At 37.2% G+C, this 21,402-nt stretch carries 15 protein-coding genes and 6 tRNA genes; 4 read left to right on the forward strand and 17 right to left on the reverse strand.

The window, feature by feature from the left end:
- Positions 1-3: 3 nt before the first annotated feature.
- The 7 genes from CWS31_RS06315 to CWS31_RS06345 all read right to left on the reverse strand — a co-directional run bounded on the left by CWS31_RS06315 (position 4) and on the right by CWS31_RS06345 (position 4,287).
- Positions 4-88, reverse strand: a tRNA-Leu gene (locus tag CWS31_RS06315).
- 4 nt (positions 89-92) lie between these two features.
- Positions 93-166: transfer RNA gene (locus CWS31_RS06320), tRNA-Cys, on the reverse strand.
- Between the two features lie 56 nt (positions 167-222).
- Positions 223-298, reverse strand: a tRNA-Gly gene (locus CWS31_RS06325).
- 249 nt (positions 299-547) lie between these two features.
- Positions 548-1,126: a CDP-diacylglycerol--glycerol-3-phosphate 3-phosphatidyltransferase gene (gene pgsA / locus CWS31_RS06330; protein WP_101344330.1), complete on the reverse strand. Its 579-nt coding sequence runs from the start codon at positions 1,124-1,126 to the stop codon at positions 548-550.
- A 155-nt stretch (positions 1,127-1,281) separates the two neighbouring features.
- Positions 1,282-3,213 carry an excinuclease ABC subunit UvrC gene (gene uvrC, locus CWS31_RS06335; RefSeq protein WP_101344331.1) on the reverse strand — a complete coding sequence of 644 codons (1,932 nt, stop codon included), beginning with the start codon at positions 3,211-3,213 and terminating at the stop codon, positions 1,282-1,284.
- 40 nt (positions 3,214-3,253) lie between these two features.
- Positions 3,254-3,898, reverse strand: a complete 645-nt coding sequence (gene uvrY / locus CWS31_RS06340) for a UvrY/SirA/GacA family response regulator transcription factor (RefSeq protein ID WP_101344332.1) — start codon at positions 3,896-3,898, stop codon at positions 3,254-3,256.
- A gap of 125 nt (positions 3,899-4,023) precedes the next feature.
- Positions 4,024-4,287, reverse strand: a complete 264-nt coding sequence (locus tag CWS31_RS06345; RefSeq protein WP_101344333.1) for a hypothetical protein — start codon at positions 4,285-4,287, stop codon at positions 4,024-4,026.
- A gap of 217 nt (positions 4,288-4,504) precedes the next feature.
- Between CWS31_RS06345 and fabA the strand changes: the two genes are divergently transcribed.
- Entirely contained in the window at positions 4,505-5,020 is a 516-nt protein-coding gene (gene fabA / locus CWS31_RS06350; protein ID WP_101344391.1) for a bifunctional 3-hydroxydecanoyl-ACP dehydratase/trans-2-decenoyl-ACP isomerase, read from the forward strand.
- A gap of 88 nt (positions 5,021-5,108) precedes the next feature.
- On the opposite strand, the gene CWS31_RS06355 is transcribed toward fabA, so the two are convergent.
- The 4 genes from CWS31_RS06355 to rlmKL form a co-directional block, all read right to left on the reverse strand.
- Positions 5,109-6,944, reverse strand: coding sequence for a DUF3466 family protein (locus tag CWS31_RS06355; RefSeq protein WP_101344334.1), 1,836 nt, complete (start codon positions 6,942-6,944; stop codon positions 5,109-5,111).
- Between the two features lie 120 nt (positions 6,945-7,064).
- Positions 7,065-8,999 (reverse strand): ATP-binding cassette ATPase Uup, encoded by a 1,935-nt coding sequence (uup, locus tag CWS31_RS06360; RefSeq protein ID WP_101344335.1) that lies wholly within the window; start codon positions 8,997-8,999, stop codon positions 7,065-7,067.
- An 85-nt stretch (positions 9,000-9,084) separates the two neighbouring features.
- Entirely contained in the window at positions 9,085-9,348 is a 264-nt protein-coding gene (locus CWS31_RS06365) for a glutaredoxin family protein (protein ID WP_101344336.1), read from the reverse strand.
- 23 nt (positions 9,349-9,371) lie between these two features.
- On the reverse strand, positions 9,372-11,519 hold the full coding sequence (gene rlmKL / locus CWS31_RS06370) for a bifunctional 23S rRNA (guanine(2069)-N(7))-methyltransferase RlmK/23S rRNA (guanine(2445)-N(2))-methyltransferase RlmL (protein ID WP_101344337.1): 2,148 nt from the start codon (positions 11,517-11,519) through the stop codon (positions 9,372-9,374).
- A 455-nt stretch (positions 11,520-11,974) separates the two neighbouring features.
- Here rlmKL and CWS31_RS06375 point away from each other — a divergent pair.
- The 3 genes from CWS31_RS06375 (at position 11,975) to CWS31_RS06385 (ending at position 12,680) form a co-directional block, all read left to right on the forward strand.
- Positions 11,975-12,051, forward strand: a tRNA-Met gene (locus CWS31_RS06375).
- A gap of 262 nt (positions 12,052-12,313) precedes the next feature.
- A tRNA-Met gene (locus CWS31_RS06380) sits at positions 12,314-12,390 on the forward strand.
- A 213-nt stretch (positions 12,391-12,603) separates the two neighbouring features.
- Positions 12,604-12,680: transfer RNA gene (locus tag CWS31_RS06385), tRNA-Met, on the forward strand.
- Between the two features lie 597 nt (positions 12,681-13,277).
- On the opposite strand, the gene CWS31_RS06390 is transcribed toward CWS31_RS06385, so the two are convergent.
- The 6 genes from CWS31_RS06390 to CWS31_RS06415 form a co-directional block, all read right to left on the reverse strand.
- A complete protein-coding gene (locus tag CWS31_RS06390) occupies positions 13,278-15,623 on the reverse strand; it encodes a xanthine dehydrogenase family protein molybdopterin-binding subunit (protein ID WP_246143399.1) in 2,346 nt (781 codons plus the stop codon).
- Positions 15,623-16,099: a (2Fe-2S)-binding protein gene (locus CWS31_RS06395; RefSeq protein WP_101344338.1), complete on the reverse strand. Its 477-nt coding sequence runs from the start codon at positions 16,097-16,099 to the stop codon at positions 15,623-15,625. Before CWS31_RS06395 ends, CWS31_RS06390 begins: the two co-directional genes overlap by 1 nt.
- A 31-nt stretch (positions 16,100-16,130) precedes the next feature.
- The gene (locus tag CWS31_RS06400; RefSeq protein ID WP_101344339.1) at positions 16,131-16,766 is read right to left on the reverse strand and encodes a nucleotidyltransferase family protein; all 636 of its coding nucleotides are present in this window, start codon (positions 16,764-16,766) and stop codon (positions 16,131-16,133) included.
- Between the two features lies 1 nt (position 16,767).
- On the reverse strand, positions 16,768-17,787 hold the full coding sequence (locus CWS31_RS06405) for an XdhC family protein (protein ID WP_101344340.1): 1,020 nt from the start codon (positions 17,785-17,787) through the stop codon (positions 16,768-16,770).
- Between the two features lie 160 nt (positions 17,788-17,947).
- Positions 17,948-18,988 carry an aldose epimerase family protein gene (locus CWS31_RS06410; protein ID WP_101344341.1) on the reverse strand — a complete coding sequence of 347 codons (1,041 nt, stop codon included), beginning with the start codon at positions 18,986-18,988 and terminating at the stop codon, positions 17,948-17,950.
- A gap of 90 nt (positions 18,989-19,078) precedes the next feature.
- Entirely contained in the window at positions 19,079-21,262 is a 2,184-nt protein-coding gene (locus tag CWS31_RS06415) for a multiheme c-type cytochrome (RefSeq protein ID WP_148747691.1), read from the reverse strand.
- Between the last annotated feature and the right edge of the window lie 140 nt (positions 21,263-21,402).

The following is a 21,402-nucleotide window of genomic DNA, read 5'->3' on the forward strand; positions in this document are numbered from 1 at the left end:
AAATGGTACCCGGAGCCGGACTTGAACCGGCACGCGTTTCGGCGAGGGATTTTAAATCCCTTGTGTCTACCAATTCCACCACCCGGGCAAAATGGAGGCGGATACCAGAATCGAACTGGTGTTCACGGATTTGCAATCCGCTGCATAACCACTCTGCCAACCCGCCATTTTGTCTCAACGATGTTTTGATATCAATATCAACAAATCTTATTAAAGTTAAATTGGAGCGGCTAACGAGACTCGAACTCGTGACATTCACGTTGGCAACGTGATGCTCTACCAGCTGAGCTACAGCCGCTAAATTTAACTCTTTAAAACAAGATTTAATAAAGTAACATTAGTAAAGTTGACAAATCATCTTAGCTAATCTCGCTTTATTTGCTGACTCCCTGTCAACGAAAACGCATTCTACATCTAAATATTTTCCAGTCAACTATTAAATTAACTTTTTATTCTAACTGCTTAAAAAGCGAGTAGTTTGCTCTATTTTTAGCTAAAACGTTATTCTAAGGTTGATTTTTTAAACAAATACTCAGTTTGAAATTTATTAACCTTTTAAGTCTGGCCATGCTGCTTTGAAATAACTAGCCCATGTAGTTACTGTTAATACAGTAGCAAGAGCATAAAATCCATAACCAAGATAATTAATCACTTCATGCGGCAGATAAAAGAAAATCATTGGGATATCGTAATCAGGTTGCCAAATAAGCCCCATAATCCCCAACATTTGCGCGCCGGTTTTATATTTACCCATATTTGAAACGGCAATAACATCACGTTTTCCAAGCGAAGACATAAATTCACGCAAAGCGCTAATAAATACCTCTCGGGCAATCATAATAATTGCTGCGATAGAAACCCACCAGGATTGGTAGTCTTGGGCAATCATTACTAAAGCAACTACTACCATCAACTTATCAGCTACTGGGTCAATAAAAGCACCAAAGGCTGATGATTGGTTAAGTTTTCTAGCTAGGTAGCCGTCGAGTATGTCACTTATAGAGGCGATCCAAAAAACGGCAAATGCACCAAAGTTGCTCCAAGATAACGGCAAATAGAAGATTATCAAAAAAATGGGGATCAAGATGATCCGAAATAAAGTTATTTGGTTAGGTATTGTCCACATTTACTTTTCACTGCAAGTCTATTTTCTTTAGTTTACACAAGTTGTTATGGCAGTGCTACGGCATAATAAAACAAGTGTTAACAAAATAATCAATTTTATAACGTCATCTAGCCAAAATTTAAGTTTAAAACGGATAAACAATAAATACTTTTCTTTTACTTTTCATGTAACGCATTATAGATTTTCTCAGCTAACACACGGCTTATACCTGGCACTTTAGATAAAGCATTAACATCTGCTTGCATCACTTCTTGCAAGCCTCCTAAAAACTTCAATAAACTTTGTCTTTTTTTAGCGCCAATACCTTCAATCGATTCAAGCTGAGATTTTTTACTTACCTTTTGTCTTTTAGCTCTGTGTCCTGCAATAGCAAAACGATGCGACTCATCACGGATATGCTGAACTAGATGAAGCGCTGGTGATGTTGCCGGTAACGAGATGAGTTGATGACTACCTGCGAGAATTAAAGTTTCTAAACCGGGTTTACGCGATTCGCCTTTAGCAACACCAACAAGTAATGGGGTTTTAGTTAACGAAAGTTGATTAAAAAAATCTTCGGCTTCAGCAAGCTGCCCTTTACCGCCATCAATAAAAACGATGTCAGGTAATTTTTCTAATGCGCTATGTTCTTGCTCTGTTACTGGGTTAGCTTTTAATTTGCCATAACGTTTATTGAGGGCAAATGCCATAGCTGCATAATCATCCCCAGGGGTAATACCAAAAACGTTATATCGTCTGTAATCTGTTTTAAGTGGCCCTTCTTGATTAAATACCACATTTGAAGCTACCGTTTGTTGTCCCATGGTATGACTAATATCAAAACATTCAATACGGTTTATACCATTTTCTAATTCAAACACCTCATTTAATGCAGTGAAACGCGCTAGCATAGATTGTTTATGGCTATTTCGGCTCGCTAAAGCGCTTTGTGCATTAGTGCTTGCGAGTTTTAAATACTGAGCACGTTCACCCCGAGAATTGGTTGATATTTTCACATCAAATTCTGCTTGTTCACTTAACAACCTTGAGAGCTCTTTAACTTGTTCAATATTTTCTTTAATAACAATTTCTTTAGGGATATTGCCCTGTATTTGGGCATTAGTTAACGTATCTGTGGTTAAGTAATGTTGGGCGATAAACGCTTCTAATATTTCACTATCACTACTTTCAGTAGGTACGACAGGAAAATAACTCTTACTGCCAAGAATTTTGTGTTGTCTGATAAATAACAAGTGGATACAAACATGGCTTTTATCGCGATATAAGCCAACCACATCTAACTCAGCAACATGACCGCTAACAAACTGTTGTTGTTGTACTTTACGTAAGGTAACAATTTGATCGCGATATTTAGCCGCTAGTTCAAAGTTTAACTCGTTACTGGCTAGTTCCATTTTAGCAACCAATTGTTCAATCACTGCTGAACTTTTGCCTTGTAAAAATAGTTTAGCTAAGTTTACTTGTTCTTGATAATCGTCAACCGATATTTTATCAACACAAGGCGCAGAGCAACGCCCTAATTGATATTGTAAGCAAGGTCTTGAGCGAGCCCGATAATAACTATCTTCACATTGTCTAATAGGAAATATTTTTTGCAACAATCGCAAACTTTCCCACACCGCGCCCACCCCCGGAAAAGGACCGAAATAATCACCTTTTACTTTTTTACCACCACGGTGCAACCCTAGTTTAGGATGTTTATGCGCGGTAATCAGTAAATAAGGATATGACTTATCATCACGTAATAAAATATTGTATTTAGGTTGGTATTTTTTGATGTAATTATTTTCAAGGATCAGCGCCTCACCTTCGGTATGAGTGACTGTGACTTCAATTGCGCATATTTGTTTTACTAAAGCGCGAGTTTTACTTGAGTTAACATCTTTACGAAAATAACTGGCTAAACGTTTTTTTAATTGTTTTGCTTTACCAACATAAATAATCACTTGCTGATCATTATACATGCGATAAACACCAGCTTGGTCGGTGACTACCCGTAAAAAAGCCTCACTATCGAACGTTGAGACTTGAGGTGTTTTTTTCAGGTGTTTGATGTTGTTTGCATCGTTGGAAGTATTGGCAGGCATTACGCTTAATTTCTTACAGTTTTTAGAATCTATAATACTATTAGAGTTTATCTGTTTTTAACATGCCATAACGAATGGCTAAATGAGTTAGCTCTACGTCATTACTTACTGCTAGCTTTTCAAACATGCGATAACGATAACTGTTAATAGTTTTAGTACTCAAATTTAGGTGTTCTGATATTGCTGGCACCTTATCGCCGCGCGTTATCATTATCATAATTTGTAATTCTCTATCAGATAACGCATTGAACGGGTTTTCATCCGCTGTTTTAAATTGGTTTAGTGCCATTTTCTGGGCGATGTCTGATGGTAGGTAACGTTGTCCACTATGTACTGCGCGAATTGCGTTTACCATTTCATCGGGGCCCGCTTCTTTGGTTAAGTAACCTGCTGCCCCCATTTGCATAACTTTGCTCGGGAATGGGTCTTCAGTATGTGCGGTTAAAACAATAATTTTCACATCAGGGGCAAAACGTAATATTTTCTTAGCCGCTTCAAGTCCCCCCATACCTGGCATATCCATATCCATGAGTAAAACATCAGGTTCAGTTTTACGACAAAATTTAATCGCTTCTTCACCAGTTTCACATTCACCAATAACTGTTAAGCCTTTAACACTGGTTAAAATTTTATTAATACCAACACGAACAAGGTGGTGGTCATCAACCAAAAGAACATTTATCACGTAGGGGAGCCTTAATTAGTAGTTAGACAAGCAGATGAAAGCAAAAGCGCAGGTTATTCCGTTTAATTCAATAATTCAATATAGCAAGTGTCGTTAGGCGACCAAATAGTTAAAGATTAATATGATTATAGTTTATTATTTTTCAACCAACTATTTAATAAGCCAATTTGACCATTTTTATACGCAGCATAAGTTAAACGTACTGCATTACTTAAGATAACACTATCAGACCAATTTGTTTGCTCACTAATAAGTTGATAGCAATGTTTTGCTTCAGGAGACATATAACCACGCATTTCTTGTAAACCACGTTCCTTTTGTTTTTCGCGGTAACGTTTTTGTTTTTCGGCGTTGCTCATCGCTACTTTTTTAGTGGGTTGTTCACTCATTTGATCAGTGTCTTTCATAAAAGTTAAATTTATTTAAGTTACATGAGGTTATAATCCCGCATAACGTCTTTATAATCAAGCCATGAATAAATTTGAATGTAATTTTATGATAGTACAATTTTTTTCAAATTTTTAACTGTTCAGAGTTGTTTAGTGTACAACCGTACGCTAAAGTAGCACCCTAAAATTTATAAGCGGAAATCAGCATACTATGTTAATGCCACAACAAAACTCATATGGTAAAGAAGACTTAATTAAAGCAGGCACAGCAGAATTTTTTGGTGAAGGTAATTCAAAACTTCCTTCTGGCAATATGCTAATGATGGATCGTATTATTACTATCACCGAAGAAGGTGGAGAGCACGGTAAAGGTTTTATTATTGCCGAATTAGATATTACGCCAGATTTATGGTTCTTTGATTGTCATTTTAAAGATGATCCTGTAATGCCAGGTTGTTTAGGCTTAGATGCCATGTGGCAGCTTGTTGGCTTCTTCTTATCTTGGACTGGTGGTCCAGGTAAAGGTCGCGCTCTAGGTGTAGGTGAAGTTAAATTTACCGGTCAAATCTTACCAACCAATAAAAAAGTTACTTTTAGAATCGACTTTACCCGTGTAATTAAGCGCAAGCTTTACATGGGACTTGCTAATGGAAGTGTTAGTGTTGATGGTCGAGAAATATACACAGCTAAAGATCTTAAAGTGGGTTTATTTACTGATACAACTCAAATGTAATCAGATTAAAAACTGATAAAAAAGCCCAGTAATTTACTGGGCTTTTTTTAACGCTAATTCATGTCAAAACTTATATCAATCGAATTAATTACTTTTTATATTTCAGACGTCTAAAGCCAAGTAGCGATACTAAACTTAACAATAAAAAACCGCCAAAACTAGCGCCTTGTCTTTCTACTTTTGTCTCATATTCACTACAATCTTCAACCTTACCGCCAGGGATAGGATCAAGTAATACGGCTCGAACTACATCAATCATTATAGGGTTACCGCTACTGTCATAAACAGGCTCACCTAATGCATCAAAATAAGGAGATTGGGTAATAGCTGACGCCGAAATTTGCCCGCTATCATTAATATCTTTAGCTTGAAATATATTGTAGGCCGATTCACATTCTAACAAGGTATTAAGATCAACCATTTCAGGTGAGTTACTCGACGTATCATACATAAATCCTGCAGTACGACGAGGTGTAGCATCGTTATGGCTTTCTATTTCAGCTTCACCCACAATAACGCCAGCAGAGTTCACGCCAAAAGCATTACTTTTAGATGAGTCGAAGAAACCTCGAGGAATGACCATCTCCATTTTGCTTTCGGATACATTGGTATCAACGTAAAAGAATTTTTGTACTGTAGGGCTTACTGTATGAGAGTAACCAACAACTAAACCATTATCGTTAATATCATTAGCGCGAGAAAAAGCAAAAACAGAGCCTAGAGTGAAGTAATAGTGTTGTTGATTAAAATCAAACACTTTGCCATCTTTAAACATTACCGCATAAGAACCTGTCATACGTTCATCTACCGCAGGTTCAGTCACATCATTATCATCCCACCCATTTGCATAACCGACAGCAACACCATTATTATTGATGGCTAGGGCTTGACTAGTGAATGCTCTAGTATCGTCTTCATTAGGTGTAATTAATAAACCTAAACCTTTGGTTTCTACAATCCCTGTTGATGATAATACCGCTTCAAAAGCTTGGATGTAATACATACTACTTTGTTTGTTTTGTACACAAATTTCATAAGGTATTTCCGCTAATACTTCTGGATTTGCACAACCAGAAACACCACTGACTTCGGTATCAGACAATATAACTGATTCCCAAAAACTACTCACCTTATAACTACTATACCCCACTGCAATACCGTTATCATTAACATCTAAAACAGCTGATACACCTCCGCCATAAGCGGTTTCAATCGGTGGTACAGGATAAATAGTGGTACCAAAATCAGGAGAATAATAACCACGTTGACCATGCTCACGAACCCAGAAAGACTGAACTTCTATATTCTCACCATCATCAGGACCTGCAATAGGCAAATATGGCGCAGTGGACATACCAAATACAGTCCCTGAGTTGTTAAAACCTTGAACTGAGTTATACGTTGAACGGGTTAATGTTCCTGTACATGGTGAGCCACTAAAGTCGGTATCAAAAGCACAAACTTCTGTTGAATCACTACCAGTGCCAAGGTTAATTAAACCTGCGGATTCGGCAACGATTTGATATTGATAGTTGCTTACACTTGTATTTCTATCTTCTAAGTATATTTCAGCCCAAGCTAAATCATTTGCCGTTGGATTACCGGCTTTTAACGAGTCAAAGTCTTCAACAGCCGTCAAACCATAATAAAGACTATTCTGAACGATTGATAAGGCATAAATATTATCAAAGTCTTCTTCAGTTAAATACTCAAACTGTACAGGGAAATTATAATAATTTGCACCTGATATGGTCATGTTACCTTGGTTATTCAACTTACCACCATAGGTGTAACCTAAATTAGCTGCTTGGTTTTTATCAATAACGGTGTAAGTTGCTGCATGGCTAAAGTTAAACAAGCCCAAGCTTACGCTCAAAGCACTTGTTACACCTAAGGTGAGTATGTTTTTTGTAAATGACTTCATTCTACTTTTGTACTCTTTATAGTTGTTCTGGTTAACCTCTATAAATAAGAGAAGTTAACACTATTATATTTAATAGTTAAATTGGCGCGTTAAATTTGAGTAACTAGACTAATTGACACACTATTGGTCGTCTAGTTCTTGCCATCTCGCATATACGATTTCAAGATTGGACTCACTTTCTGCCAGCTGGTTCAAAACTTTTTGTGTTATTTTCTCATCTTGACTAAAAAAGTTAGCATCATTAACCTGCGACTGTAAAGAATCAATTAAGTTCTCAAGCTCGTCAATTTTTTCTGGTAAGGATTCAAGCTCACGTGATTCTTTGAAGGATAACTTTTTCTTTTTTTCAGCTGGTGCAGTTTGAACATTATTTTGCACTGCTGTCGGCTTTTTTTCAACGGCCTTCGCATTACTCTTCTGCTCTGCGCCATCGGCCATGTTTTGGCGTTGCTCTGCCTTTAAAGCAAGGTAATCGTCAACATCATCATAACCACCAACAATCTGATTGACTTGCCCTGTACCATCAAAATACAAACAGGTGTTCACACAGTTGTTTACAAAATCACGGTCATGGCTTACTAAAATAACTGTTCCTGCATAATTGGCAACCACTTCTTCAAGTAATTCTAAGGTTTCAATATCAAGATCATTGGTTGGCTCATCGAGAATCAGTAAGTTACTTGGGCGTAAAAATAACCGCGCTAATAACAGTCGGTTTTTCTCACCACCAGATAAGGCTCTAACAGGTGTTCGTGCACGTTTAGGACTGAATAAGAAATCTTGTAAATAACCTAAAACATGACGAGAGCGACCATTAACCATCACCTCTTGCTTACCTTCGCCAACAATTTCTTGTACGGTTTGGTTTAAATCAAGTGCTTCACGATGTTGATCGAAATAGGCTATTTCTAAATTTACACCTGAACGCATTTTACCACTAGTAGCGGCTTGTTTTTCCATGATAAGTTTGATTAAGGTTGATTTACCTGTACCGTTTGCACCTATTAACGCTAAGCGATCGTTACGTGAAATCAATAAGTTAAGGTTTTCAATAACCACCTTATCACCAAAAGCTACTTTCACGTCTTCAGCTTCAAACACTAACTTACCTGAGCGATCGCCTTGGGTAATATTCATTGTGCTTTGATTACGTACTTCACGACGCGCTTTACGTTCAAGGCGAAGTTTTTCTAAAGAGCGAACTCGACCTTCATTGCGTGTACGACGCGCTTTAACACCTTGGCGAATCCATACTTCTTCCTCCGCTAACTTTTTATCAAATAGCGCATTTTGTTGCTCTTCTACTTGTAAGTCATGCTGTTTTTGCTCAATATATAAATCATAATCGCCAGGATAACTGGTTAATTTACCACGGTCTAAATCTAAAATACGGGTAGATAAGCCACGGATAAAAGCTCTGTCATGGCTAATAAAGATAATAGTGCCAGCAAATTCTTTTAAGAAAGTTTCTAACCATAAAACACTTTCAATATCTAGATGGTTAGTTGGTTCATCTAGTAATAAAATATCAGGGTTAGTAACCAATGCTTTAGCTAAGGCAACTTTACGTAACCACCCCCCCGATAAGTCTTTAATTTTTGCTTCTGGATCAAGTGATAAAGTAGTCATTGCTTGATCAATCCGCTGTTCATCTAACCAAGCATTTGCTTGCTCAAGATCTTCTTGAACTTTAGAAAGCTTATTCAGGTTGGCTTCACTTGGATCTTCACCAATTAAATGAATTAACGCATGATAACGACGAATAAGCTCAGCGTTTTCTTTAACGCCTTCAGCAACATAGTCAAAGACTTTAATTTCCGACGCTTCAGGAGGATCTTGCTCTAGCATTGCTAATTGCATAGTGCTCGATTTTAAAATTTGGCCATCGTCCAGACCTTGCAAGCCCATAAGTATCTTCATTAGGGTTGATTTACCTGCCCCATTACGGCCAACTAAACAGATACGCTCGCCAGTTTGTACACTTAAATCAGCTTTGTTTAAAATTTTGTCTTCACCAAAAGCAAGCTCACCATTGGCTATTCTTAATAATTCCATAATTCTTCTTATGCGTTACTGTTAACTTTCGTTAACTAATTGGCAATTAATTACTTGTATTAACTAGTGTGTTAACTACTTTTGATTAACAAATAAAAGTAACTAATTGCGCTTGGGTAAATGGCCAAAACAGTTTAGTGTTAGCACTGCTGTCTTGCTCTAATTTTTCAAGTACAGGGATATGCACGCCGTACAGTTCAACCAATGTTTTTTCTTCATGCTCAACGCGTTCAATATCAATGATATCAACTTGTGTTAATTGTTCACTTGCTATGACTAACAGGCAAAGTGCTAGCGCTTGTTCACATAAATGACAACCTTCGCTGCCGTATAAGTTAAATTTATTCATGATAATTAATTTTATTATACCTATTATGTCGCTGAGCGTTTAATAGACCAACTGTTATGAATATGCTTATTACGCGCAAAATCTTTATCGCGAGTTACATCAGACATTGCTTCTGCTGTTAAACCTAATGCCGCTAATGCTTCAAAATCAATTTTAAAGTTACGCTTGTTGTTAGTGAAGAATATTTCACCGCCGCGGTTTAATGATTTTAAAGCGTCAGTTATTAAATCAACATGATCACGTTGTACGTCGAAGCTATCTTCCATACGTTTAGAATTCGAAAACGTTGGCGGGTCGATAAAAATAATATCAAACTTAGACTCATTCTTTTTCAACCAATCTAAACAATCTGCTTGAATAAACTGAAACTTATGGCTGCTTAATTTATTTAAATCAAAATTATCTTGTGCCCAGTTAAGGTACGTATTAGACATATCAACTGTGGTGATAGATGCTGCGCCGTGAACCGCGGCTTGCACAGATACCGAGCCAGTGTAAGCAAATAAGTTAAGCAAAGATTTACCTTTTGCTTTTTTAGCGACAATTTGACGTGTTTTACGGTGATCTAAAAACAAGCCGGTATCAAGGTAATCCCACAAATTAATTTTAAACAAGGCGCCGTGTTCATTAATTGTTAACGACTGTTTAGATTTATCCATGCGTTGATATTGATTTGTGCCCTTTTGTTTAGCACGCGTTTTCAATATAACTTTATCTGTAGGGATACCTAATACCTTAGGTGCCCAATAAATTACTTCTTGTAAGCGTTTTTTGGCTTTGTCTTCATCGATAGTTTTTGGCGCGGCATATTCTTGTATAACAAGGTACTCACCATAAATGTCTACGGCGGCATTATATTCAGGAATATCACCATCATAAATACGATAAGCTTCTATATCACCAGATTTTAACCAACCTTTTAAGGCCTTGCGGTTTTTCTTAAGACGATTAGCAAAATCACTGTCTTGTTCAGAAAAGTCTGACTGCGGATTAACTGCATCTTTTTCTTTTTGTTTAGCATCAATATTATACAAAGCGAATTGACAATCTAATGGACCGTTTTTAAATTTATAACGCTTAAAGCTCGACAACTTTAACATTGCTAATAAATCAATATTCGCGGTTAAAATTGATAAACGCCAATCCATAAACTGAGCTTTTAATTTCTGCCCAAATAGCACAAAGTTTTCAACAAGCTCTGGCAACTCACCAATACGTTCACCGTACGGAGGGTTAAATAATATAGTGCCTGGCGGTCCGTAAACATTGTTCATGTCATTAGCGTTTTTACAGGTAAACTCTATATATTGTTGTAAACGTGCATTACGCGCATTTTGTTGTGCGGTTTTTAATACCCGACCATCTAGGTCAATACCAAATACTTTAACCTTTAAATTAGCTAAACTATTTTCTGAACTTTCAATAGCTTGAGCTAGCTGCTCTTCCCAAATATCTTTATCGTGAGCTAACCATGACTGAAACCCCCAAGAAACACGATTAATCGAAGGAGCTTGTTTTGCTGCCATTGCTACCGCTTCAATTAAAATAGTACCTGAACCACACATAGGGTCTACCAATGGCTTACTAGTATCATCTAACCAACCAGAGCGAATAATTAACGCCGCCGCTAGGTTTTCTTTTAATGGTGCAGCGCCACTGTGTTCACGATAGCCACGTTGAAATAAACCACGGCCAGAAAAATCGAGATAAATACTGACATGATCACGTAATAAACGTGCTTGAAAACTAATTTGTGGAGATTTTTTATCAACGTCGGGACGTTCTAAGCCCTGCTCTCTAAATTGATCAACTATCGCATCTTTAATCGTTAATCCGCCAAATTGACTGTTACGAATTTCTTCGCTGTAACCAACAAAGTCAATTGCAAAGGTTGTAGTAGAGTTAAAAACTTCTGGCCAGTTAATGCTACTAGCTGCTTTAAACAATTCGTCTTTGTCTTTTGCTTCGCCTTCACCCAGCTTTAACATGATGCGCGTAGCAAGGCGTGTCCAAAGTGATATTTTGTAACCAACGGCTAAAGTTGCTTGGAAATACACACCTTCTGGCTTTTGTATTACGCGATCGCCGCCAAGGCTAATTATTTCATCAAACAATAAAACTTCAATGCCCGGAGATGTTAAGGCTAAAAAATGATGTACGGATTCTTTCATGGAGTAAATTCCAGAGTGACCAGTCCAGAGCGACCAGAGTAAACTATGGGCGCGATTATATACGCAAACACCATGCACATAAACAAAAGTTAGTGTTAACTGGCCTAAACTGTTTTATTTTAACGCATTACGAACAACAATTGAGCGAACGATTATATTTTTATAAAAGCGCTTGCTTTATTGGTGCACTATCCTTACTATACGCATCGCTTTCAGGGACTAACCTTTCTGAGAACAACTTCACACAATACGAAGTAAAACATTGTGGCTTTCTTGATATTCAATATCAAGTCATTCGGACGCGGGATGGAGCAGCCTAAAAGTTCAACCACGTCGGGCTGTTTTTAAAGGAATAGCCGAAGGTCGTCATTTAGTTCTCAAATATGGCTTCCGCAACCAATTCTTAAGTTTGAATTAAAACAACTTGGCTTTCCTATTAATTTAGGTCATTCGGACGCGGGATGGAGCAGCCTGGTAGCTCGTCGGGCTCATAACCCGAAGGTCGTCAGTTCAAATCTGGCTCCCGCAACCAACTTATTGATAATTAAATAGTTTTATTACTTTTTTAGTATATCAATAATTCTTTAATAAGTAGAATTAAAAACTTATTGGCTTCCTATTAATTTAGGTCATTCGGACGCGGGATGGAGCAGCCTAAAAGTTCAACCTCGTCGGGCTGTTTTTAAAGGAATAGCCGAAGGTCGTCATTTAGTTCTCAAATCTGGCTTCCGCAACCAATTCTTGAGTTTGAATTAAAACAACTTAGCTTTTCCTATTAATTTAGGTCATTCGGACGCGGGATGGAGCAGCTTGGTAGCTCGTCGGGCTCATAACCCGAAGGTCGTTGGTTCAAATCCAGCTCCCGCAACCAATTCTTAAGTTTGAATTAAAACAACTTGGCTTTCCTATTAATTTAGGTCATTCGGACGCGGGATGGAGCAGCCTTAAAGTTCAACCTCGTCGGGCTGTTTTTAAAGGAATAGCCGAAGGTCGTCATTTAGTTTTCAAATCTGGCTTCCGCAACCAATTCTTCTAAAGAGAATCAAAACCTTTAGGGCTTCCTACTCTACGTAGGTCATTCTGACGCGGGATGGAGCAGCCTGGTAGCTCGTCGGGCTCATAACCCGAAGGTCGTCAGTTCAAATCTGGCTCCCGCAACCAATCTATACTTCTTATCTAAAATTCTATTTAATTCTTATGAAATTTACAAAATACTCCCCTCCCTTTTTTTCATAAATCAATTAAATCTTAATTTGTGTCCATTTGGTGTCTAAAACCGTGACACAACGAACACAAATATTTTACCTATATTAGACTCTTTATAAAAATTTGAGCTTAGGGTACATTTGTCACCTATTTCATTTATTCCTATATAAATGACATTAATTTACTTTGAATTACACTATTACCTAAGAAATAAATAGTTAAATTACGGTAATAAGTTTTAGGGTATTTTTGTCACATTTAATAATGAAAATAGAATAACGTGCTTGAATAGCATCTAAAATAAACTTTAATAAATTAGATAAGAGCATAAATAAAGTAATAGATAAGTGTGCTCTTCAAATTATGAAACTACTTCAATATCATTATTTCAAAACCAAATAATTAATCCATGGTTTTACCTGAGGTGCGGGGAACAATATTTAATGATGTATAAAAAAGACCAGGAGCAAAAGCTACTGGCCTTTCATTAAAACCGTCAACGTATTTCAGGACGAGACTTTTATTACGAGATATCAGTACAAATTAACCTTTTTACACCGTTAATTCTTTATTAACAGGTAAATTTCTAATGCGTATACCTGAGGCTCTAAATATTGCATTAGTAATACTTGGAATAATTGGCGGGATACCGGGTTCACCAACACCGCCAGGAGGATGTTCTGATTCAACTAGATGAACAAACATTGGTGGTGATTGATTTATGCGAGTAACTGGAGAGTCATGAAAATTAGATTGTTCTACCGCACCATCTTTAACACTGATTCCGCCCATTAAAGTAATAGATAAAGCAAAGACCATCGCTCCTTCCATTTGCGCTATGACTCTGTCTGGCGTTACGGTAATACCGCAATCGATAGCGGTATGCATTTCTAATACTTTAACTTTCTTATTGATAACGCTTACTTTGGTTGCAGCAGCTACATAACTACCAAAACTTCGAATAACACTAATGCCCCACCCTTCATTTTCAGCGGTTTCTGCTTCAATATTAGCTTGTTCACAAACTAGATTAAGCGTGTTTTTAAGCCGTTTTGTATCAACCGGGTATTCTGCTAAATTTAATCCTGCATTATTATATTTAAAGCCACCTTGACTTAGATCAACATAACGATCGTCACCTAACAGTTCTAACCACATTTGTCTGGCCGGTTTATTGGCTTTAACGGCTAATTCATCAACAAATGAGCCTTGAGCAAAACCATTGTTAATATCAGATACAGCACGCACCCAACCAGGTCTTACATGTGATGACGCTTCTTGAGTCTCATATTGCAGGTTATCTAATTGAAAAGGAGTATCGGCAAAACCGAGTGATAAATCGTTTGCATTTGGCCTTGTTTGTTTACCGTTAAATAACCAAGCAATAGGCGGGTAAGCAACACGCTGGATCCAAAAGTCAGCGACTTTATTATTGCCCTGCACTACATTTGACTCATCGATTAATTCTGCTTTCATGTAATTAGCTGAAATAGAGTGATAGAAACCATGTTGAATATCGTCTTCACGCGTCCATATCACTTTTACAGGCACCTTAACTTGCTTTGCAAGCTGTACAGCTTCTAAAATAAAGTCGGGCTTAGATTTCCTTCCAAAGGCCCCTCCCATAAGTGGAATATTTAAGGTCACCTGTTTTAGCTCAATTTCACACTCTTTTGCCGCTAAGTTTTGTGCGTCTTGAGGGTTTTGTGTACCTGCCCAAATAGTAAGCGTTGCTGATTTATCTGTACCTTGAAGCCAAGCCGTGGCGGCTTCTGTTTCCATCGGTGTGTGATTTATGTGCGGTACAGAATAAGTGGCTTCAACGGTTCTCGCTGGATCATAAGTATGAGCGTAAACATCACCCTCGCTGCGCACAGATTTACCCGGCTGATTAACTTTTTTGATTAATTCTTCGCTAAAGCTGGCAGTGTTATAGTTAGCGTTTTCGCCATTATCCCATACTATTTTTAGTTTTTTTCTGCCTTCTTGTGCAGCCCAAGTATTGTTAGCAAGTACGGCAACACCACCTAATGGGTTTGTTCTAAATGGAAATGTATGTGGTTTTAATTGAATAACCGCAACAACCCCTTTTACTTTTTTAGCTTCAGTGTCATCAAACGACTTAACCGTACCACCGACAACTGGTGGTCGTTGAATACTTGCTATAAGCATATTGGGTAACTGAACATCGTGAGAATAAACCGCTTCTCCAGCTACTATATCGTCAAGGTCAAACAATTTAACTTCTTTGCCAATATAATTAAAATCTTTAATCGCTTTTAATTTTACTGTAGTTAATTCAGGGGCTTCTAGTTTAGAGGCAGCAATAGCTAAGTCACCAAAACTGATTTTTTCACCCGTTATTTTATTAATAACTACATGTTGTTCAGCATTCACATCATTAATATTTACCTGCCACTGATTAGCTGCGGCTTGTTCAAGCATATTTCGAACAACCGCGCCAATTTGTCGAAGTCGAGTAAACTGACCGCGAATAGAGCTTGAACCTGCAGTATTTTGCTGGCCATAGGCCTTGTCTGCTTGACCTTGAACAACATAAACATTCGACCAAAGCGCTTGCATTTCATCAGCAATAATTTGTGGTACTGTGGTGCGAATACCTTGACCCATTTCACTACGATGACAAACAATAGAAGTTGTACCATCAGTATCTAAGCTTACAAAAATATTAAGATGATGATCTGCTTTTTCTACCTCGAAACTTGCTTGTCCTGCCCCCATAGCATTACCTGTTTCATTTTCAGCTGCGTATATCGGAGAAAATCCGGGTAACGTGGTCGCTAATACTAAGGCGCTTGAACCAATACCTAGTTGCTTTAAAAACTTACGACGACTAACGTTTAGAATCGACATTTCTGTAGAGGATTGAGTAGTCATTAAACTTCTCCTACTGATTTTTCTTGGTTTAGAGTAGCAGCATGCTTAATGGCTTTTTTTATACGAACGTAAGTACCGCAACGGCAAATATTGCCTTGCATACCGTTATCAATATCATTATCCGTTGGAGCTGTATTTTGAGCGAGCATCGCCGCCGCACTCATTATTTGACCTGCTTGACAGTAGCCACATTGTGGTACTTTAAATTCACGCCAAGAAATTTGCACTGAGTGATTATTTTCAGGATCTAAGCCTTCAATAGTGGTTATTTTTTTATTGGTAGCGTACGAAACAGGAGTTATGCATGAACGCATGGCTACGCCGTCAATATGTACTGTACATGCACCACATTGCCCAGCACCACAACCAAATTTAGTTCCAGTTAGCTGTAATTCATCTCGAATAGCATAAAGTAATGGCATTTCTTCGGCGATATCTAACGAAACATCTTCGTTATTAATAGTAAATTTGATCATAGAGAACTCTCTTATATTAACTCTTAACTGGTTATGAATTATTCCAACGTATTAAATCTTCTTGCGTATCTATATCAAAAGATGCATTTATCATCGGTATTTTTATTAATTGTTTTTGATTTTTTTGTAAAATGCCTTTAGCGCCTTTATCTCCAGATAAGGCTTGTAATTCTGTAAAGTACTGATGTGGAAATATTGCTGGCGGGCTAATGCCATCTGCCGTTTCTGCGCAAACTAGCTGTGATGGAAATTCCAACATTTTTTGCAACAACATTAGATAATCATTTACTTCAAGTGCGACCTGATCGCCCAAAGTGAATAAGATATGCGTAGTCTGTGGATCATTATGTAGAACCTTTGCTACCGATTGTGCGATTGTATGCCCCATACCTCGATAAGCTTGATCACAATAATACAAGGGGTGAGATATTTTCTTAGCTATTTTCCTGTGACTTTCCCCTGTAGCGACATAAAGATTATCAGTAGATATTTCTTCGATAGCTAAGGCTCGCACAACGGTATTGATAGATTGTTGCAATAAAGGAATTTGAGAGCCATTACGATTAAGTAAACTCAACTGCTTATTTCCCTTAAATCTAATGCTATTTCCGCCGGCCAGAATAACAGTTTTGATATTTATTGATGGAATGGTATTGAATAAAGACATATTAAGCCATTTGCATTAATGTTTGGCCATTTTTGCCCTCAAGCACAGCGTGTGCTTCAGACAAAATAGACAAGGCTATTGATTCAGGTAGTTCTCCACCAATATTTAACCCCACAGGATTTGATAATGTTTTTGATAATTGTTGATAGGACAACCCAGCTTCTTCAAGTACCTTTTTAGTTCGATGCGTTGGTCCCAATAGACCGACAAATTTTGCTTTACAGCCTTGAACAAACTTTAATGCTTTTGCGTCAAGCATCACGTTATGCGTCATAATAACGATAACGTCGGTATTCGTTAGACAAGTCGCTTTAGTTAATGAGTCTATAGGTTGACGTATAATATTATCGGCCTCTGAAAAATGTGTTGCGCGCGCATAATTAACGCGTTCATCAATCACAGTTACATCCCAACCTAATATCTTTGCCATTTTCACTACGGGAACGGCATCAATACCACCACCAAAAATAATAATAGAAGGTGCTGGTTTAATATGGTGTTTAAACTCTCTTTCAGTTGCTGTTAATGATGCTTGCGTTACTGTTCCTTGTGCTGATACTTGTGCTAATTCATTCTGATTAAACAGTGTGAGTGTATTATCAGGGGTGTTTTCACTGATCATTTGTTTATAAATACAGCTTTTTTTGGCAAGTAAGTGCGTTTGTAGTTTTTCTAAATGAAGCCAATTCGATGCTTGTGTGATTGGCTGTAATAATATTTTAACCATGCCGCCACAGCCAATACCTAGTTGCCAACTTAAATCGTCTTCATCACGCATGTCATAACAAACGATAAGGTTGTTACCCGTATCCCAACACTTTCTTGCTTTAAGCATAATATCGGCTTCTAAACAGCCACCGCTGAGCAAACCAAAATATTGGCCAAGACTATTAATAAACATCATTGCGCCTTGCTTACGATAAGATGATCCATCAGTTTCAATAATAGTGGCTAATACCCAGGATAAACTAGACTTTTGCGGCTGCCACTTGGCAAGTAATTGTTCTAATCTATTACTCATTTATTTCAACTATTTATTAAGTCTTATACCCATTGAATTAGGATAGATTCATTTGGTATTACTTTACTTTTGGGAATAAAAATGTTCATTATTTATACATCAAGGATAAAGAATTACATACATAAAATCAATATAAACATCTGATGTTTTACTTGTCTGTTTAATTTGTGTTTCCGACTTCAAATTGATAAATGATTTCTCGTTGGTATTCATCATTTGGTTGTAATATTGTGGAGGGAAAATGGTTAATATTAACCGCATTAGAATAATCTTGGGCTTCTAAGCAAACACCTTGATATGGTCTAAATTTACCCGATAAAGCTACGCCAGTATATAGTTGCACGGCGGGTTGGTTAGTAAATAATGACATTGTAATATGATTACTTTTAGACTGTAAGATCGCTTTAGGTAAGCCAATACTTTCATACTTGTTATTTTCGATATTATCACCCCCATTATAATTACTACCGCCTGTTTCAGAAGCATCGAGAATATAACAGTGATCGTAACAAGCCATTTCTTGTAAACTTAAATCTATAGCCTGTTTATGCCTTGTACCTATATTAGTTAGTTGCCTAAAATCAAAATCTGAATTTTGTACCGAGATAACTTTACCACTTGGCACACCGTTACTTTTACGGTCAAGCATGTTCGATGCAAATATTTTTAAATCAAGCTGCTCACCGCTTTCATTGCCTAAATTGAAATAAGCATGGTTTGTTAAATTAATAGGAGTTGCTGCGTCGGTAATAGCAAAGTAATTTATTTTAAGCTGGTTATTATCAGTTAAATGATAAGTAACTTGTAACGATAGTTTTCCAGGAAAGCCTTGATCGCCAGACTCTGACTCAAGTTTGAGTACTACCGTCGAAGACGATGAGGAGACAACTTGCCAAAACCTAGCAGAAAAGCTAACAGCGCCGCCATGTAAGCATTGTTCTCCATCATTTTGCGTTAACTTATATTGCACGCCATTTAATTCAAACACCCCATTTTCAACCCTATTACAAACTCTTCCACATGTAGCGCCTAAATAAAATTCATCTGTTAAATAATCATCGGCATATTCGTGCCCAACAGTCATTTCGGTGGCAACATCATTAACAGGAAACAAAATAGATTTAATTCGAGCGCCATAATTGACTATCTCGACTGACATTCCTCGTTCATTTTGTAATAAAATTGTTTGTAACTTTGCCATAAATATTTATAACCACTAAAATTGATGTTTATTAGTTAACCTGAACTCTGGATAATTAATTTTAATAAATAAGGTTCGCACTGTTCGATATTAAAATTGTGAGAACCATTGATAGTCAGATCTGCTAGATAACTTTTGTGACAAATATAAACCCAATTCTATTAATTCCGCTTTATTTTGGTAATTAACGATTAATAATTTAAGTTTACTCAAAGCTTGTTTAGTTTCACCTAAACCGTCCATTGCTAGCACCAAGGTATAAGCATATCGAGCATTAGATGGCGTTAAATTAACAGCTTTTTGGAAGTATGATATCGCTTTAGTTAACTCTTTTTGACGAACAAAGTGCAAGCCAAATTCGTAGTTTAACTCTCCTGACAGCGGAGCTTTCTTTAATCCTTGAGTTAAAACAGATTGAACCAACATAGGACGTTGTTGGCTACGATATAGCCCAGCTAAATTTATATAACCAGCATCAAAATAAGGTTCAATTTTAATAGTTTCTTTAAATTTTTTCTCTGCAAGCACCGCATCATTGGTTTCCATCGCTAATAAACCTTGATTCACCCGTCCCTCACCTCGCCAGCTATTCACTTCATTTGAGGTGAGTAACTCATTAAAAGCTCGAGTAAACATGGGCTGATTCTCTTGACTAATATTACTTGAGGTTAGACTTCTTGCTGCTTCGATACGAATAGATTTAAGCTTGTCATTTAACAGTGGGCTTACATACTTAACTCTTTCTTCTGGGGTTAATAATACACTCGCCTTTGTCGCACTTAACCGCAGAAGATTTTCTTGATGAGTTAAATAGGCTGCTAATTTATCTGCTGAAATTGACGGCGTTGTATAAGCAAGCATTTCTAGCGCGGTCGCTCGACTAATAATAGCCAGTTGCTCATCAGCAATTATCGCTAAATGTTGTTCAAGGGTAATTGCATGACCAGCATTAAGCGCTACAAGATACTCTTTACTTGTTAACAAAGGCTTTGGCTGTCCGTGCCATTGAATTAATTTATCTGCTGCCCATTTATTTGATTGATTATCATGACATTTAATACAAGCGTTTGGTGTATCAAGTGCTTCAGATAGATCAGGCCGTGGAATTTTAAAGCTGTGATCACGTCTATCATCTACACCCATAAAGCGACTTTCAGGCATATGACAATTTACACACTGCGCCCCTGCTGAGTTATCTTCATGTTGATGATGACTTTTTACGTTAAAAACGTCAGCACTGTGGCATTGTAAGCAAAGTCCGTTACCTTCAATTTTTAATTTCATTGTATGTTTATCATGGCAATCTAAACAATTAACGCCTGCAGCAAACATTTTACTTTGTAAAAAAGAACCGTATACATACACCTCTTCTTTAATTTGACCATCTGGATAATAATTAGGCGCAGACAGTAATTGTGGTGTAAATTGATCTAAAAAAGGTACATTAGGTTTAATGCCATCAGTAAGTGAAGAGCGCAATGAGTGACAGGCAAAACAAGAGTCCATAAAGGTATTATCTCGTTTTTCACCTTGCCATGAGGCCGTATTTTTACCAACCGTTCTAAGCCACTGACCTGTAGGGTGTTTGTTTGATGTTACATCGTTGTATACATTACGTGACTTTGTCGGTTTTTCTAGTTTTGCAGATTTTTCATGGGCTGACATATCACCATGGCAAGATAAACAACCGACGTTAATATTATCAAATTCACTATTAAAGTGATTATTTTCGTTGTCATAATTGCGCTTTAATCCATCCGAGTGACAGTCCGCGCACATACCATTCCAGTTTTGTAACGGTTGACGCCAGTGAAGTCTGTCTTCTGGACGTATTTCTTCATGGCTATAGTTATGAAACCAGCGCTGTCCTCCATTTTCTTTCAACCTACTATCCCAAGCGAAAGGTATAACTTGTAAACTACCTGGCTGTGTTTCAACAAGATATTGCTGCAGAGGATAATGTCCGAAGGTATATTTTATAGGTAATATTTGCGTGTTGTTATCATAAGAAATAGAGACTTGATAAATATCGTCTTTAATCCCAAAAGTGGCTTTTTGTCCGTAATGTTCAACGGTTTTATTATTAAAATCACCAAGGATTGTCTCTTTAGTTGCAATAGCCATGGCTTTAGCATGGTCTGATTTATTCCATTGCTTGGCTTGGTTTGTGTGACAACTAATACATCCTTCATTTGATAGTGGCGATGATTTTTCATTCGCCCACGTATGGAAAGAGGCAATAAGTAAACTTAAAATGATCCAATAAAATTTCACACAACACCTATTTTTATAGTTAACCTGAACTCTGAATAATGAATAATGAATAATGAATAATGAATAATGAATAATGAATAATGAATAATGAATGTTATAAGTAAATGAATATTACTCATAAATGTAGTTTTTAGGTTAAT

The organism is Colwellia echini (genome assembly GCF_002843355.2).
GTDB lineage: Bacteria > Pseudomonadota > Gammaproteobacteria > Enterobacterales > Alteromonadaceae > Colwellia > Colwellia echini.

Coding starts and splice junctions, on each gene's coding strand:
- pgsA (WP_101344330.1), bottom strand. CDS start 1,126: ATGTGGACAATACCTAACCAAATAACTTTATTTCGGATCATCTTGATC.
- uvrC (WP_101344331.1), bottom strand. CDS start 3,213: ATGCCTGCCAATACTTCCAACGATGCAAACAACATCAAACACCTGAAA.
- CWS31_RS06345 (WP_101344333.1), bottom strand. CDS start 4,287: ATGAGTGAACAACCCACTAAAAAAGTAGCGATGAGCAACGCCGAAAAA.
- fabA (WP_101344391.1), top strand. CDS start 4,505: ATGCCACAACAAAACTCATATGGTAAAGAAGACTTAATTAAAGCAGGC.
- CWS31_RS06355 (WP_101344334.1), bottom strand. CDS start 6,944: ATGAAGTCATTTACAAAAAACATACTCACCTTAGGTGTAACAAGTGCT.
- uup (WP_101344335.1), bottom strand. CDS start 8,999: ATGGAATTATTAAGAATAGCCAATGGTGAGCTTGCTTTTGGTGAAGAC.
- CWS31_RS06365 (WP_101344336.1), bottom strand. CDS start 9,348: ATGAATAAATTTAACTTATACGGCAGCGAAGGTTGTCATTTATGTGAA.
- rlmKL (WP_101344337.1), bottom strand. CDS start 11,519: ATGAAAGAATCCGTACATCATTTTTTAGCCTTAACATCTCCGGGCATT.
- CWS31_RS06390 (WP_246143399.1), bottom strand. CDS start 15,623: ATGACTACTCAATCCTCTACAGAAATGTCGATTCTAAACGTTAGTCGT.
- CWS31_RS06395 (WP_101344338.1), bottom strand. CDS start 16,099: ATGATCAAATTTACTATTAATAACGAAGATGTTTCGTTAGATATCGCC.
- CWS31_RS06400 (WP_101344339.1), bottom strand. CDS start 16,766: ATGTCTTTATTCAATACCATTCCATCAATAAATATCAAAACTGTTATT.
- CWS31_RS06405 (WP_101344340.1), bottom strand. CDS start 17,787: ATGAGTAATAGATTAGAACAATTACTTGCCAAGTGGCAGCCGCAAAAG.
- CWS31_RS06410 (WP_101344341.1), bottom strand. CDS start 18,988: ATGGCAAAGTTACAAACAATTTTATTACAAAATGAACGAGGAATGTCA.